Raw genomic sequence first — 14,413 nt, forward strand, 5'->3', positions numbered from 1 at the left:
GCAGAGCGCCGGCCGGCAGGCGGGGGCAGGAGGCGGTCCAGTACGGACGTTCCCAGACGGTCCAGTACAGACGTTCCCCACGACGGCCGGGAGCGCACGTCCAGCCTCCAAGGCCCAGCGCCCAGCGCCCCGCGCCCTACGCTCCACACCCCGCCTTCAGTTCTCGGACAACTCCGCGTACACCTGGGAGAGCTCCGGGGCGCCGTCCTCCGCCCACGCGTGTCCGGTCTCGACCACGTCCACCTCGCGGCCGCCGGCGAGCAGGACCACCGGCTGGCCGTCGGAGCGGATCCGCCAGGCCGCGCCGCCGACCGTGCGGACCAGTACCGTCCCCAGGTACAGCCCCGCGTCGTTGCCCAGCCAGGACTGGAGCTCCTCGTCGCCGCGCCAGCGCGGCTGCAACTGGTCGAGGGCCTCCAGGGAGGACGGCCCGTCGTCGAGCGCCACGCCCGCCGACTCCGCCTGCGCGCGCAGCAGTTCGCACTCCGACAGCAGCTCGGCCAGGCCCTCCGGGTCCCAGTCGGCCGTGCCGTGCGCGACGCCCCCGCGTGCCGCGTCGTGCCGCCTGCGCCAGCCGTCCAAAAAGGGAATGTTCATACCGGCAAGGATCGCACTCGTGCAGATGGCCCCACCACCCGCACGCGGCGGGACGACGTGACCTGGCGGCCTCCTTGACGTGGTTCCGTGGTCTCCCTAACTTCATCCCGCCACATTCGGCGTGGGGAATCACGGGAGGCATGAGAAGCATGCTCCGGACAGCGCACGGCACGGCACACCCGGAACGGCGGCACAGACGGCGGGCGGCGGCGGGAACCGTCGTGGTGGGGGCGGTCTGCGCCGTCGCCTTCGCGAACGCCCCGGCGCTCGCCCGCCCCGCCGCACCGGCCGAACCGGCGAAGGAGCCGCTCCCTCTGGAGCGGCTCTTCGACAACAAGGCGGTGAGCGACGACGCCCGGCCCCGGGAGGCGGACTTCGACGGAGCGGGCGGCTCCTTCTCCGCCCAGGACCTCGCCGCGGCGGGCTGGACCCCCGGCAAGGAACTGCCGATCGACGGCGCCGCGCTGCGCTGGCCGCGCTCCGCGCCGGGCACGCCGGACAACGTCCGCGCGGCCGGGCAGACGGTCCGGCTGCGCGGCCGGGGCGACGCGCTCACCTTCCTCGTCGCGGGGAGCGCGGCCGCCGGGCCGGGCGGTGACGTCAGCGGCACCGGGACCGTCCGCTACCTCGACGGCTCCCGCAGCACGTACCGGCTGACCGCCCCCGACTGGCGGCGCGGCCCGCTGACCACCAAGGCCGTCGGCCTCCCCCACCTCAACACCCCCGGCGGGCGCCGGACGGAGACCACCCGGCTGCACGCGGTGACCGTGCCGGTCGCCCGCGGCCGGGAGGTGGAGTCGGTCGTCCTGCCGCAGGCCCCCCGCGCGGCGACCGGACTGCACGTCTTCTCCATGGCGCTGCGCGCTCCCACGAACGAGTGGACCGGCAGCTGGGCGGCTCCCACGTCCGGGTACACGGCCGTCGGGCCGTGGAAGGACCGGACGCTGCGGCTGGTGGTGCACGGCAGCGCGGGCGGGCCGCGGACCCGGATCCGGCTGGAGAACACGTTCGCCGCCGAGCCGGTGCGGATCGGCCACGCGACCGTCGCCGTACAGGGGAAGGGCGCGACGGCCGCGGCCGCGCCCCGGACGCTCACGTTCGGGGGAAAGCAGGCGGCCGTCCTGCCGGCCGGGACCCAGCGGTTCAGCGATCCGCTGGGATTCACCGTGCCGCCGGACACCAGCCTGCTGGTGAGCATCCATCTGCCCGGCACCGTACGGGCGTTGCCCGTGCACAACTACACCAACCAGCGGTCCTACCTGACCGCCGACGGCGGCGGCGACCGCACCGCCGACCGGGACGCGGGCGCGTACACCGGGACGCTCGCCACCTGGCCGCTGCTCACCGGCGTCGACGTCGGCGGCGGCCCGGGATCGGTGGTCGCGCTCGGCGACTCGATCACCGACGGCGAACGGTCCACCCCCGACGCCAACGGGCGCTGGCCCGACCTGCTGTCCCGGCGGCTGCGCGCCCAGCACACGGTCCCCGCGTACGGCGTCCTCAACAGCGGGATCTCCGGCAACCGGGTGGTCGACGACCGCTACCAGGGCAGCGGCCCGAGCACCACGCTCAGCGGCGTCAGCGCCGGCCACCGGCTGGAACGCGACGTACTGGCACAGTCCCAGGCCCGGACCGTGATCGTCTTCGAGGGCGTCAACGACATCCGCGCCGGCACCACCGCCACCCAGGTGATCGCCGCCCTGCGGTCGATCGCGGAACGGGCGCACGAACGCGGCCTGCGGGTCATCGCGGCGACCATCGCGCCCTGCGGCGGCTTCTACGACTGCACGGCGACGGCCGACGCCCAGCGGACGGCCATCAACCGGCACATCCGGCAGAACGGCGGCGTGTACGACGCGGTCTTCGACTTCGACGCCGCCGTCCGTGACCCGCAACACCCGGAACGGATGCTGCCGCGCTTCGACGGCGGGGACCATCTGCATCCGAACGACGCGGGGATGAAGGCGTTCGCGGACGCGGTGGATCTGCGGCGGCTGGTGGGGTGAGGAGCGGCGGTTCCGTAGAGATCGGGTTCCGTAGAGATCGGGTTCCGTAGAGGCAACCGGGCACGGGCCCGCCGGGCTGGGGCCGCCGGCGGGCTCAGTGGCCGGCGTGGGCCGCGGCGGCCCCGAGGCCCTCGGCGTTGCGGGTCATGCGCTCCAGGACGAGGACGGCCGTGCGGTACTCGTCCCGGGAGATGCCGGCGGCGGAGGCGGCGCGGAACGCGTCGACGCGTTCGGCGGCCGCCGCCAGCCGCCGGTTGCCCTCCGGGGTGAGGGTGAGCCGCCCCGGCGCGGGACGGTTCACCCAGCCGTCGTCGAGCAGGACGCGGACGGCGGCGCGCAGCGCGGCGGCGTCGGCGTTCGCGGCGAGGACCGACAGGACCTCGTCGTCGGCGACGGTCCCGCGCCCGGCGCGGACGACGTTGAGGATCTGCCAGGCGGTCCTGGTGAGGCCGTGCTCCGCCAGGATGCCGTCCATGGCGCGGGTGAGGGCCCGGTCGGTGCGGTTGAGCCAGTAGCCGATGGGCTTCATGCCGTCGAGTGTCACGGGGGTCTCCCTCAGCGATGCGGTGGTCGTCAGTGGTGGTGTGCCGGCGCGGGGTCGGCGGCCAGGTGGGCCGCCCAGTCCTCGCCGGCGGCCCAGTCGGCGAAGCCGTGCCAGCCGACCTCGGGGTAGGCGCGGCGCAGCCCGGCGACGTCGACGTCGAGGCCGGCGGTGGTGAAGTACGCGAACATGGCCGCCAGGTCGGCGGAGTGTTCCCGGACCCGGTCCAGCGGTACCTCCCGGTGGACGACCGGGCGGCCGGCGGCCGCGGCGAGGGTCTCCGCGATGCGGGCGGGGGTGAGCTCGTCGGAGGCGATGTCGACGCGGCGGCCGGCGAACTCCTCGCGCCGCGCGAGGACCAGCGCGGCGAAGGCGCCGATGTCGGTGGCGGGGATGAGGGTGAGCGGCCGGTCGGCGGGCATCGGCCAGGCGAAGACGCCGTCCCTGAGCCCGTCGAGGGTCCAGCCACTGGCGTAGTTGTCCATGAAGGCCGCCGGGGCGATCACGGTCCAGGGCAGACCGGACGCGCGCAGGTGTCGTTCGATCAGGTATTTGCTCTCGTAGTGCGGGATCCCGGTGCCGCGGTCGGCGTGCGCGGCGGAGGTGAACACGACGTGCCCGAGGCGGGCGGCCGCCGCGGCGTCGACGAGGGTCCTGCCCTGCCGGGTCTCGGTGTCCGTCGGTGCCGAACGGGGTGGTGACCGCGAAGAGGGAGTCGGCGCCGGCGAGGGCGGCGTCGAGGGAGGCGCGGTCGTCGAAGTCGGCGTGGCGGACGTCGGCGCCGAGGCGGCGGAGGGCCTCGGCGGCGGACGATCCGGGGCGGCGGGTGAGGGCGCGCACGGGGTGGCCGGCGGCGAGCAGGGCCCGGGCGGTGGCTCCGCCCTGGGCTCCGGTGGCTCCGGTGACGGCGATGGTGGGCACGGGTTCTCCTGACGGGGGTACGGGTGGTGGATCACGTAAACTTGCTGCATGACGCAGTCGCTGCGCCACGCAGGAGATTACGGGATATTGCTGCGCCGCGCAGCGATTTGGAGTGTGATCCAGGTGACGGACCCTCGACGGGCCCGGTTGTACGAGGAGTTGTCGGCGGAGTCCCGCCGCTACATGGCGGCGTACGTGCTGTTCAACCAGGCCGTCGCCGACCACCTCGGCCTGCACCCGACGGACGTGCAGTGCCTGAGCCTGCTCACGGCCGGGACCGAGCCGCTCACCGTCCGGCAGATCGCCGACATGACGGGGCTGACCACGGGATCGGCCACCCGGCTGGTGGACCGGCTCGAACGGGACGGCTACGTGGCCCGGACCCCGGACCCGAAGGACCGCCGCAAGGTGCTCGTCACCCCGGTGCCGGAGCGGGTCGCCCGCGTCGAAGCGGTGTGGGACGACCTCGGCGGGGCCTGGCGGGCACTGCTCGACGAGCACACGGAGGAGGAACTGGAGGTGGTCACCCGCCATATGCGGAAGGCGCACGATCTCAGCCAGGCGCAGATGCGGTACCTGCGGTCGCGGCCGAAACCGGAGTGAGGCGAGGGGCGGGGGCCGGAGGCCGGGCGGGGCTTGCCCTCAACCGCACTTGAGGTCCTAGCTTCTTGATCATGACGCACGAGAACGCCTCCGTGAAGACCTCCGCGGACACCCCGGCGAACGCCTCCGTGAACACCTCGCGGAACGGCACCGCCGCACCCGCCGCGCCCACCGCACCCGCCCAGCCGCCCATCGCCCTCGTCGCCTCGCGCGCCACGGAAGCGATCCTGCGGCATTCCCAGGCCGCCCTGGCGGGCATCGACCTGACCCAGCCCCAGTGGTGGGCGCTCAACAACGTCGTCCGGGCCGAGCACGGCCTCACCAGGGATGAGATCCGCGCCGTAGACGTGCCCTACGGCATGGGCACCGAGGTGACGGCCCACGCCGCCGACGCGCTCGTGCACCGGGGCTGGCTCGCCGCCGACGCCGACGGCCGGCTGACCCTCACCGACCGGGGCCTCGCGGGCCTCGCGACGGCGAAGGAGCGCATGGCCCGGGTGCGCGAGGAAATCGTCGGCGACATCACGGAGGAGGAGTACGCGACGGCGGTCTCCGTGCTCCGGCGCGTCACCGACCACCTCGCCTGAGCGGGCCGGGCCGCGGCCGACGTCCCGACTGGATCCAATCGGGGCCACAGGATCCAGTCGGAGCGGCAGGACCTAGACGTCCAGGTCGACGACGACCGGCGCGTGGTCGGACGCGCCCTTGCCCTTGCGCTCCTCGCGGTCGACGTACGCGTCCTTGACCGCGCCGGAGAACGCCGCGTTGCCGTAGACGAGGTCGATGCGCATGCCCCGGTTCTTCGGGAAGCACAGCTGCCGGTAGTCCCAGTAGGTGTACGGGCGGTCGTACTTGAGCGGCCGGGGCACGACGTCGGACAGGCCGGTGTCGCGCAGGGCGGCGAGGGCGGCGCGCTCGGCCGGGGTGACGTGGGTGGCGCCCTCGAAGACGGCCGGGTCGTAGACGTCGTCGTCCGTCGGCGCCACGTTGTAGTCGCCGAGGACGGCGAACGGGCGGTCGCCCGTCGCGTCGGCGGCCACGGCGTCGCGGAGCGCCTCGAACCAGCGGAGCTTGTAGCCGTAGTGGTCGTGCTCGACGTCCCGGCCGTTCGGCACGTAGACCGACCAGACGCGGGCGGCCCCGCAGGTGGCCGAGATGGCCCGGGGCTCCTGCGCGCCCTCGAAGTCGGGACCGCCCGGGAGGCCGGTCACCACGTCGGCGATGCCGACGCGGGAGAGCACGGCCACGCCGTTCCACCGGCCGGTCGCGTTGACCGCGGCCTCGTAGCCGAGGCCGCGCAGCTCCTCGTACGGGAACGCGTCCGCGGCGCACTTGACCTCCTGAAGGCACAGCACGTCCGGACGGCTGCTCTCCAGCCAGGCCAGCAGCCGGGGCAGACGGGCGGTGATCGAGTTCACGTTCCAGGTGGCGATGCGCATGCGGCCACCCTAACGGGAGGGTCTGACAACGCCCGTTTCCGCAGGTGGGAGGGGTGTTCCTCAGGCTGGTGGACGTCAGAGCTCGACGCTCTCCCCCGACTCCAGCCGGGAGTGCTCCGCCCCGCCGACGCCGGGGCCGTCCGGGCCGAGCATGCGGTCGTAGACGGGCCGCGCCAGGTCGGTGAGGAGCGCGTCGTGGACGTCGACGGCCCGGCGCGGCGCGACCTCGCGGAGGTAGTCGATGACGTCGCCGACCCTGTTCCACGGCGCCATCACCGGCACCATCAGCGTGTCCACCGGCCGGCCGGGGACGGTGAGGGCGTCGCCGGGGTGGAAGAGCGTGTCGTCCACGAAGTAACCGACGTTGGTGATCCGTTCGAGGTCCGGGTGGATCACGGCGTGCAGCTGCCCGTGCACCTCGACGTCGAACCCCGCGGCCGTGAAGGCGTCGCCCTCGCCGACGGTGTGCACCCGCCCCGGGAACGCGGCCGAGAGCCGCTCGGCGACGCTCCGCAGCGTCCACAGTTCGGCGGCCGGGTTGGCCTCCAGGGCGGCCCGCAGCCGGTTCGCGTCGAAGTGGTCCGGGTGCTCGTGCGTGACCAGCAGGGCGTCCGCCCCGAGGGCCGCGTCCTCCTCCGTGAACCCGCCGGGGTCGATGACGAGGGCGCGGCCTTCCTTCTCCAGACGGACGCAGGCGTGACCGTACTTGGTGAGTTTCATGCCCTCATGATGACGCGCCACCCTCGGGGGACGAGTCCGGCCGGCCCGGCCCGTCCCCCATGACCGGCCGGATCGCGGCGAAGGCGGCCCGGGCGGCGGGCAGCCCGGCGTAGAGGGCCGTGTGCCGCAGGGCCTCCTGGATCTCACCCGGCGTGACCCCCAGCCGGAGCGCGGCCCGGGCGTGGCCGGGGAGCTCCTGGACGTGGCCGCCGGCGGTGAGCGCGGTCAGGGTGAGCAGCGCCCGCGTCCGCGGGTCGAGGCCGGCCCGGGACCAGCTCTCGTCCCAGGTGACGCGGGCCGCGAAGTCCTCGAACTCGCGCGTGAACGGATCCGCCGCGCCGGCCGCCTGACCGTACGCCTCCCCGTGCGCCTCCCCCAGCGCCCGCCGCCGCACGTCGAGCGCCCCCGCCGGAGCGCCCGCGCCCCCGGCGTCGGCCCCCGGCTCGACGACGGTCAGGGCGTCCGCCGAGTACGCGCCTCCGGCACGGTGGCGGGCGCGCGGGGCGCGCGTGTCGGTGGGTACGTCGGTGGGTACGCCGGTGGATACGGCCGCCTCCGTTCCGTGCGTGGTGGCGGCGGCGGGCAGGGTCGCGGAACCGGCGGGCCGGACGTCCTCCCGGCGGGCGACTTCGGCGGGGGCGTCGCTGCTGGGGCTGTTGCCGACGCCAGTGCTGGTGTCAGGGCCGGTGCCGGTATGGCTCCGGGTTTCCGCCCCGGTGGGCCGTCCGTCGCCCCCAGGGGCGCCCGCCCCCGCCTCCGGCCCCCTCGCCCCGAAGGCGGCCTGCCGGCCCACGCCCACCCCGATACCGGTCCTCCCGGCGGTGCGGCGAGTACTCGGACGGTCGGTGGCGGTGGTGGCCGAGGAAGTGCCGGCGGTGGGCACGTCCACGCGGGCCTGCTCCGCGGCCGGCGCTCCGGCGCCGGGGCGGACGGCCGAACCGGGTGCGGACGCCGTGGATGTGTCGGTAGTCGGCGGCACATATTCCCGGACCCGTTCCCCGGCTGGCCCTCCGGCACCGGGGTGGACGGCCCCATCCGGTGCGGCCCCCAGGGGCACACCACTGGCCGGCACGTCCGCCCGGGCTGCTTCCGCGGCCGACGTCGCGGCGCCGGGGCGGGCCGCCGAACTCTGTGCGGAGACGACGGACATATCGGTGGTGGGCACGTCCGCCCGGACCCGTTCCGCGATCGGCGCCGCGGCACCCGAGCGGGCCGCCGCACTCGGTGCGGAGACGACGGACATATCGGTGGTGGGCACGTCCGCCCGGACCCGTTCCGCGATCGGCGCCGCGGCACCCGAGCGGGCCGCCGCACTCGGTGCGGAGACGACGGACATATCGGTGGTGGGCACGTCCGCCCGGACCCGTTCCGCGATCGGCGCCGCGGCACCCGAGCGGGCCGCCGCACTCGGTGCGGAGACAGTGGACCCGTCGATGACGGTCCCCTCCGCATGCGCCCGCTCCGGAGCCGACGCACCCTCCTTGGAACGGGCCGCCGTATCCGGTGCGGACCTCACGGACGTGTCGGCGGCCGACGCGTCCGCCCCCGTGATGTCGGGGGCCGGCCCAGCCGCGCCGGGCGCCCCGCCGGCAGCCGCCACCGGATCGGGCGCGGAGAGCACGGACATGTCGGTCGTCGGCACGTCCACCCGGGCAACGTCCGGAGTGGAGCCGCCCGCACCGGGCGCCTCCGCGACGGCCGTCACCGAACCAGGCACGGGGAGCACCGCCATGTCGGTCGTCGGCACATCGACGCGGCCGGCTCCCGGCGCCGTCGCCTCGTCGCCGCCCGCCGCCGTGGGGCGCCCGCCCATCGGGGACGTGTCAGCGGCAGGCGCGTCCCCGCCGGATCCACCGGAGGAACCCGCCTGGGCCGCCGCCTTCCCGTTCGCGCCGGACCGGGCGCCATGACGGCTCGCCGAATCGGGCGCGGACAACGAGGACATGTCGGTGGTGGGCACGTCCGCACGAGCGGAATCCGCCACCGCGTCACCACTCACCTTCGCAGTGGCCTCGCGACGGCTCGCCGGAGCCGATGCGGTCAACGGGGACATGTCCGTCGTCGGCACGTCGACCCGAGCCCGGTCCGGGACGGGCCCGTCCGCTGCGGAGGTCGCCGCACCAGCGCCCGGGCGGACCGAGGGGTCGGGGGCGGTCGGCGAGGACGAGTCCTCCGCCGGGGTACCGGCGCCCCCGGACCGCGGTGCCGGGACGGACGGGGTCACCGGGGACATGTCCGTGGTCGGCACGTCCACCCGTGCCCGGTCCGGGACGGGCCCGCCCGCTGCGGAGGTCGCCGCACCAGCACCCGGGCGGACCGAGGGGTCGGGGGCGGTCGACGAGGACGAGCCCTCCGCCGCGATGCCGGTGCCCTCGGACCGCCGCGGTCCCGGGACGGACGGGGTCACCGGGGACATGTCCGTGGTCGGCACGTCCACCCGTGCGGGGCTCCCCTGTCCTGCCGGGGGTGCCCCCGCGCCCGTACGAGAACCTGTTCCCGGCCCCTGGGCGCCGCTGCCGCCCGCTTCCGCGAACGGGCCGGGAGCGGGCCGGACCGGAGCGGTCGGGGCACCGAAGGCCCCTGCGGCATAAGGCATTTGGGACGCGACTTCGCCCGGGCCGGCTGCGGTAGGCGCGCCTGCCGGGGACGAACCCGGGAAGGGTCCGAAGCCCCCCTCGGCCTCGACGCGGCCGGGGACGGAAGGACCGTACGCCGTCGGCGCGCCCTCGGCCCTCGGGCCGCCCGCGTCCGCGGAAGCGCCCGCGGCGGGGGCCGCCGTCGCGTACGGGCTGTCGACCGGCGGGCCGACCGGGCCGAAGACGTCGGCCCGCAGCGTTCCGTTACGGAGCATGGCCTTGGGCCCGTGGGGCGTGGCGGGTGTGGCCGGCCGGGGGCCGTTCGCGGGGCCGAAGGGGTCGGGGGCCGCGCCGAAGGGCACGGGATCCGGGGCAGGGCCCGGTATGCCGCCCGCCAGAGGTGGCCCGAACACGCCGTGCGGCACGTCCGCGCCGCGGGACGGCGGCCAGCCGGCGGGCGGCCCCTCGGTGAAGGCGGCGGACGGCACCGGCCCGTCCCCCAGCACGATCGGCGGCAACAGCGCCGTCGGCGCCTCGCCTGGCGGCGCGGGCGGGGGCGCGGAAGACGGCCCACCGGAGTCCGAGGCCGTGGCAGCCAACCCGGCCGAAGGCGCGCCGGGCGGGGCCGCCGCAGACGCGCCCGCGGGCACCGAAAGACCAGCGGGGGCGCCCACACCGGCCGGGGACGGGCCGGTGGATGTGGCCGGAGGAGCCGAGGCCGCGCCGACCGACAAACCGCCGTGCATGGCCGAACCGGCGGCCACACCCCCAGCGGACGGCACGCCCGGCCCGCCGGGCTCCGACAGGCCGGCGGAAGCACCCGCGCCGGCCGCGAACGAGCCGCTGGACGCGACCGGCGGAACCGAGGCCGCGCCGGTCGACAGACCCGAGGCACCCGAGGAGGACAGGCCCCCGGGACCGCCCGCGCCGGCCGCGGACGCGCCGGTGGACGTGGCCGGAGGGATCGAGGACGGGCCGGCGTGCAGGGCTGAACCGCCGGGCGTACCCCCGGCGGAAGGCATACCCGGCCCGCCCGGCTCCGACGGACCGGCGGGCGCGCCCGGTCCGCTCGCGGCGGGGGCGGGAGCGGCGGTGACAGCGGTGGGATCGGTCGCCGGGCCCGGCGGCGTACCGGGGCCCGTACCCGCGCCGCGTCCCCGCGGGGCCCGCCGCTGCCAGTCCGCCGTGAAGTGGCTCACCAGCAGGTCGGTGACGGCGGCGGGTTGCTCGACGGGGGCCAGGTGGCGGGTGCCGGGGACGACGGCCAGGCGGGCGTCGTGGATGCCGGCGACCAGGACGCGGGCGTCGGCGGGCGGCGTCACCTGGTCCTCGGCGCCGACGAGCACCAGCGTGGGCACGCCCACCCGGTCGAGGCCGGAGCGGACGTCGAAGGCGGCCAGCGCCTCGCAGGCGGCGGAGTAGCAGGGGACGTCGGTGGTGCGCACCATGTGGACGGCCCAGTCCACTATGGCGGGCTGGGCCGCGGCGAAGGCGGGGCTGAACCAGTTCTCGGGCGCGGCACGCGCCGCGGGGTCGAGGCCGTGGGAACGGGCCTCGGAGGCCCGTACGCCCCAGCCGTCCGCCGTGCCGAAGCGGGCGGCCGCCCCGATCAGGGCGAGGGAGCCGAGCCGTTCCGGGCCGCGCAGGGCGAGGTCGGCGCCGATCGCGCCGCCGATGCAGCAGCCCGCGTAGCCGAAGTGCTCGACGCCGAGGGCGTCGAGGGTGGCGAGCAGCCGGTCGGTGAACTCGCCGACCGTGGCCGCCGGATGGGCGGGCGCGCCGCCGTGCCCCGGCAGGTCGTAGCGGAAGACGCGCCACTGGCGGGTGAGTTCCGGCACCTGCCGGTCCCACATGTGCCATGTGGTACCCAACGCTGGGCCCAAGACCAGGACGGGGGCGTCTTCTGGCCCGTCAAAGCGGTATTGCAGGGTGTTCGGCGTACTCTCACTCACCCGCTCACGCTCCCACATCTCACACGATCTCACGGAAGGGGGTACTGGCCTCCACCAAGCCGCCCCAGGCTTCCGCCGCGGGAGGGAGGCCATCCACGCCCGGCTTCACGTACCACTTCTTCGTCGTCTTGGCGTTCGTGTGGCCGGCCCACCGGGCAAGGATGTGATCCAACACGCCTTGTTCGCCGAGTACGTGAGGCATGCGGCGCGGGCATCGTACAGGCGTACGCGACGGAGACCACTCAAGGTCACCGGAACCGGCGCCCCGGCCGTGACCCGGGCCCGCGCGACGCCCCCTGACCGGATCTCGTCACGCCACCTGTCACCCCACGTGGATCCGCGGGCGCCGGGACAGGTTCGGTTCCGCGCGGCGCAGTACCTCGCGGGTGACCGGGGCCACCTCGCCGTCGCCGAAGACCAGGAAGCGCAGCAGGTGGCTGAGCGGGTGGCCCTCGGTCCAGTTGAAGTACGCGTGCGGCACCCGGTCGGTGCGGTTGCGCAGTTCCATCAGGACGGCCGCGATCGTGTTGGGCACGACGGGGCCCTCGACGCGCAGGATGCGCGCGCCGTGGCGGTGTTCGCCGGTGACCTTGAGGTCGGCGGTGAAGTCGGAGGAGTCCTGGACCGTCACCTCCAGGAACAGGACGGGCGAGCCGTCGGGTATGTGGGTCTCCTCGCGCTGGCTGTACTCCTTCTCGCGGTACGCGGCCTCGTCGCGTTCGTCCGGCTCGTTGGCGATGATCCGCAGCGGGCCGGCGGAGGCCACCTCGTCGATGAGGCGCTCGGCCCCCTCGTCGAACGTCACGTTCACGGCCCGTAGTTCGAAGGAGCGCCTGATCCGCGAGCCCAGGGAGGACAGCAGGATGCCGGCGATGAAGAACGAGGCGATCTTCAGGCCGTCGGGCCGCTCGATGACGTTGGTGACCAGGGTGTACGCGAAGACCGCCGTGATCACGGCGAATCCGGCGGTGGCCGCCGTATGCCCGCGGTGGCGGGCCGCGATGGTCGCGGAGAAGGACGCCGAGAGGATCAGGACGAGCACTCCCGTGGCGTAGGCGCCGCCCTGCGCGTCGACGTCGGCGTCGAACAGGATGGTGATCGTGATGGAGACGGCCATGAAGAGCAGCACCAGAGGCCGCACCGCCCGGGTCCACTCGGGGGCCATGCCGTAGCGCGGCAGGAACCGCGGTACGAGGTTGAGCAGGCCGGCGAGCGCGGACGCGCCGGCGAACCAGAGGATGGCGATGGTAGAGACGTCGTAGACCGTGCCGAAGACCTCGCCGAGGTAGCGGTGCGCGAGGTAGGCGAGCGCGCGGCCGTTGGCCTCGCCTCCCTTCTCGAACTCCTTGGCCGGGATGAGGAACGTGGTGGCCAGGCTGCTCACCAGGAGGAAGCCGCTCATGAACAGGGCGGCGGTGGTGAGCAGCCGACGCGTGCCCCGGACGCGGCCGGCGGGGTCGTCGTACGTGTCGCCGGTGCCGCCGCGGATCTGCGGCATCACGGCGACGCCCGTCTCGAAGCCCGACATGCCGAGCGCCAGCCGTGGGAAGACGAGCAGCGCCACGCCGATCATGGCGAACGGCGACGAGTAGTCGGTGGTCAGGGAGCGCCACCAGTCGCCGACCACCTCGGGCCCGGCCGCCACGTGCCACACCGCGGTGGCCAGGACCACCAGGTTGAGCACGAGGTAGACGCCGACGAGGAGGACGGCGACCCGGATCGCCTCGCGGAAGCCCTTGAGGAACACGGCGCCGAGGCCGGTAAGGAGCAGCAGCGTGATCCAGACGTTGGCGTGCCGCATCCACGACGGGGCGAAAGGATTCTCCACCACGTGGGCGGAGGCGTCGGCCGCCGACAGCGTGATGGTGATCATGAAGTCGGTGGCGGCGAAGCCGAGCAGGACGAGGACGAAGAGCTTGCCCGCCCACCAGGGCAGCAGCCGTTCCAGCATGGCGATGGAGCCCTCGCCGTGCGGGCTCTCCCTGGCCACCCGGCGGTAGACGGGGAGCGCGCCCAGCAGCGTGAGGGCGATGAGGACGAGGGTCGCCAGCGGCGAGAGCAGGCCGGCGGCGAGCGCGGCGATGCCCGGCTGGTACCCGAGGGTGGAGAAGTAGTCGACACCGGTCAGGCACATGACGCGCCACCAGCTGTGTCCCTCGTGCTCCTCCGGCGGTGTGCCGTGGGGGCCCGGATGACGTGCCGACTGCTCGCTCAGACCCTCCAGTAACCAGGCGCGCCAGCGGCGGCGGACCGGCCGCTCCGACTCGGTATGAGCGGGTTTCACCGGCGTGACAGTCATGGCTCTTTCCCTGCCGTTCTTCGCGCTGTGGGGAGGCAACGAGGAGCGAGTATTCACCATGCCGGAACCGGGTTCGACGCCCGGTCGGCTTCGTTTCCGGTCATCGTCCGGCCCGTCGTGCGGGCGGCGCCGGCCGGTCGCGGAAGCGGCATCCCCGCGACCGCCCGTGGCCTTCCGGCTGCGGCGCGGCCCAGCCCCAAGTGGCCGCCGCGGGAAGGCGGGAGGGCCGCCGCGATGCCCGGGCCGGGACCCGGGCCCGGCCGGCCGCGGCACTGCCGCCGTGACGGTGCGCGGGCGCGGGCGGTCTCCGCGGCGGTGCTGCCGGGCCCCCTGTCGCACATGGCCACGTGTACCCGCGGTTCGGCGGTCCGCACGGCGAGGGGGATTCGTGGCCGGCCGGCGTGGCGTGGGCGGTGCTGTGGGCAGGACGTCGACCCGCGTGGACCGCGTTGGCCACGGCAGCGCTCCCGTCCGGGCCGAGCCGTACGCCGCGGGTGCGGCCGGTGGCCGGCTGGGCGCCGACGGCCTCCGTGGCCGGTTCCGTGCCGTCGGTGCTTCCGGCCCGGGGCGGCACCGGTCAAGGCCCCGGGCGGAGACCCGGTCAAGGCCCCGGGCGGAGACCCGGTCAAGGTCCCGGACGGAGACCCGGTCAAGGTCCCGGACGGAGACCCGGGCGGAGACCCCGGCGGAGACCCCGGCGGAGACCCCGGCGAGGCGTACGCCCCGGCGGCGCCCCCGCACACCGCGCCGTCCATCCCG

10 protein-coding genes and 3 pseudogenes are annotated in these 14,413 nt (G+C 75.2%); 3 read left to right on the plus strand and 10 right to left on the minus strand.

The features are described 5' to 3' along the window. Positions 1 to 156 precede the first annotated feature (156 nt). Positions 157 to 597 carry a DUF6278 family protein gene (locus K7I03_RS06145; protein ID WP_185945505.1) on the minus strand — a complete coding sequence of 147 codons (441 nt, stop codon included), beginning with the start codon at positions 595 to 597 and terminating at the stop codon, positions 157 to 159. A gap of 149 nt (positions 598 to 746) precedes the next feature. Here K7I03_RS06145 and K7I03_RS06150 point away from each other — a divergent pair, with 149 nt between their 5' ends. Beyond that, entirely contained in the window at positions 747 to 2,603 is a 1,857-nt protein-coding gene (locus tag K7I03_RS06150; protein WP_185945544.1) for an SGNH/GDSL hydrolase family protein, read from the plus strand. A gap of 94 nt (positions 2,604 to 2,697) precedes the next feature. Here the strand turns inward: K7I03_RS06150 and K7I03_RS06155 are convergent, their stop codons facing one another. The 3 genes and pseudogenes from K7I03_RS06155 to K7I03_RS33755 all read right to left on the minus strand — a co-directional run. Then, positions 2,698 to 3,147 carry a MarR family transcriptional regulator gene (locus K7I03_RS06155; protein ID WP_224346914.1) on the minus strand — a complete coding sequence of 150 codons (450 nt, stop codon included), beginning with the start codon at positions 3,145 to 3,147 and terminating at the stop codon, positions 2,698 to 2,700. A 29-nt stretch (positions 3,148 to 3,176) separates the two neighbouring features. Continuing rightward, positions 3,177 to 3,761 (minus strand): annotated as a pseudogene (locus K7I03_RS33750) (NmrA family NAD(P)-binding protein); the annotation flags it as partial. 124 nt (positions 3,762 to 3,885) lie between these two features. Continuing rightward, a pseudogene (locus K7I03_RS33755) lies at positions 3,886 to 4,290 on the minus strand (NmrA family NAD(P)-binding protein); the annotation flags it as partial. Between K7I03_RS33755 and K7I03_RS06165 the strand changes: the two are divergent. Continuing rightward, positions 4,180 to 4,668 (plus strand): MarR family winged helix-turn-helix transcriptional regulator, encoded by a 489-nt coding sequence (locus K7I03_RS06165; protein WP_224346915.1) that lies wholly within the window; start codon positions 4,180 to 4,182, stop codon positions 4,666 to 4,668. The pseudogene K7I03_RS33755 and the gene K7I03_RS06165 sit on opposite strands and share 111 nt — an antisense overlap. A gap of 71 nt (positions 4,669 to 4,739) precedes the next feature. Continuing rightward, positions 4,740 to 5,255, plus strand: a complete 516-nt coding sequence (locus K7I03_RS06170) for a MarR family winged helix-turn-helix transcriptional regulator (protein ID WP_185945503.1) — start codon at positions 4,740 to 4,742, stop codon at positions 5,253 to 5,255. A 72-nt stretch (positions 5,256 to 5,327) separates the two neighbouring features. On the opposite strand, the gene K7I03_RS06175 is transcribed toward K7I03_RS06170, so the two are convergent. The 6 genes and pseudogenes from K7I03_RS06175 to K7I03_RS06200 form a co-directional block, all read right to left on the minus strand. Continuing rightward, on the minus strand, positions 5,328 to 6,107 hold the full coding sequence (locus tag K7I03_RS06175) for an exodeoxyribonuclease III (RefSeq protein ID WP_185945502.1): 780 nt from the start codon (positions 6,105 to 6,107) through the stop codon (positions 5,328 to 5,330). Positions 6,108 to 6,182: 75 nt separating this feature from the next. Beyond that, on the minus strand, positions 6,183 to 6,827 hold the full coding sequence (locus K7I03_RS06180) for an MBL fold metallo-hydrolase (RefSeq protein WP_185945501.1): 645 nt from the start codon (positions 6,825 to 6,827) through the stop codon (positions 6,183 to 6,185). Positions 6,828 to 6,831: 4 nt separating this feature from the next. After that, positions 6,832 to 10,425: a carboxymuconolactone decarboxylase family protein gene (locus K7I03_RS34020; protein WP_317988287.1), complete on the minus strand. Its 3,594-nt coding sequence runs from the start codon at positions 10,423 to 10,425 to the stop codon at positions 6,832 to 6,834. Next, positions 10,423 to 11,355 (minus strand): annotated as a pseudogene (locus K7I03_RS06190) (alpha/beta fold hydrolase); the annotation flags it as partial. The gene K7I03_RS34020 and the pseudogene K7I03_RS06190, both read right to left, overlap by 3 nt. 19 nt (positions 11,356 to 11,374) lie before the next feature. After that, positions 11,375 to 11,557 carry a hypothetical protein gene (locus K7I03_RS06195; RefSeq protein WP_185945496.1) on the minus strand — a complete coding sequence of 61 codons (183 nt, stop codon included), beginning with the start codon at positions 11,555 to 11,557 and terminating at the stop codon, positions 11,375 to 11,377. Between the two features lie 120 nt (positions 11,558 to 11,677). Further along, complete coding sequence (locus K7I03_RS06200) at positions 11,678 to 13,654, minus strand: APC family permease (RefSeq protein WP_185945495.1); 1,977 nt, start codon at positions 13,652 to 13,654, stop codon at positions 11,678 to 11,680. Positions 13,655 to 14,413 lie beyond the last annotated feature (759 nt).

The organism is Streptomyces mobaraensis, assembly GCF_020099395.1.
In the GTDB taxonomy this organism is placed as follows: domain Bacteria; phylum Actinomycetota; class Actinomycetes; order Streptomycetales; family Streptomycetaceae; genus Streptomyces.

What these genes read in the sequence shown, in the direction of transcription:
- K7I03_RS06180 (WP_185945501.1), bottom strand. Translation starts at nt 6,827, where the DNA reads ATGAAACTCACCAAGTACGGTCACGCCTGCGTCCGTCTGGAGAAGGAA.
- K7I03_RS06145 (WP_185945505.1), bottom strand. Translation starts at nt 597, where the DNA reads ATGAACATTCCCTTTTTGGACGGCTGGCGCAGGCGGCACGACGCGGCA.
- K7I03_RS06200 (WP_185945495.1), bottom strand. Translation starts at nt 13,654, where the DNA reads ATGACTGTCACGCCGGTGAAACCCGCTCATACCGAGTCGGAGCGGCCG.
- K7I03_RS34020 (WP_317988287.1), bottom strand. Translation starts at nt 10,425, where the DNA reads ATGCCTTCCGCCGGGGGTACGCCCGGCGGTTCAGCCCTGCACGCCGGC.
- K7I03_RS06195 (WP_185945496.1), bottom strand. Translation starts at nt 11,557, where the DNA reads ATGCCTCACGTACTCGGCGAACAAGGCGTGTTGGATCACATCCTTGCC.
- K7I03_RS06170 (WP_185945503.1), top strand. Translation starts at nt 4,740, where the DNA reads ATGACGCACGAGAACGCCTCCGTGAAGACCTCCGCGGACACCCCGGCG.
- K7I03_RS06175 (WP_185945502.1), bottom strand. Translation starts at nt 6,107, where the DNA reads ATGCGCATCGCCACCTGGAACGTGAACTCGATCACCGCCCGTCTGCCC.
- K7I03_RS06150 (WP_185945544.1), top strand. Translation starts at nt 747, where the DNA reads ATGCTCCGGACAGCGCACGGCACGGCACACCCGGAACGGCGGCACAGA.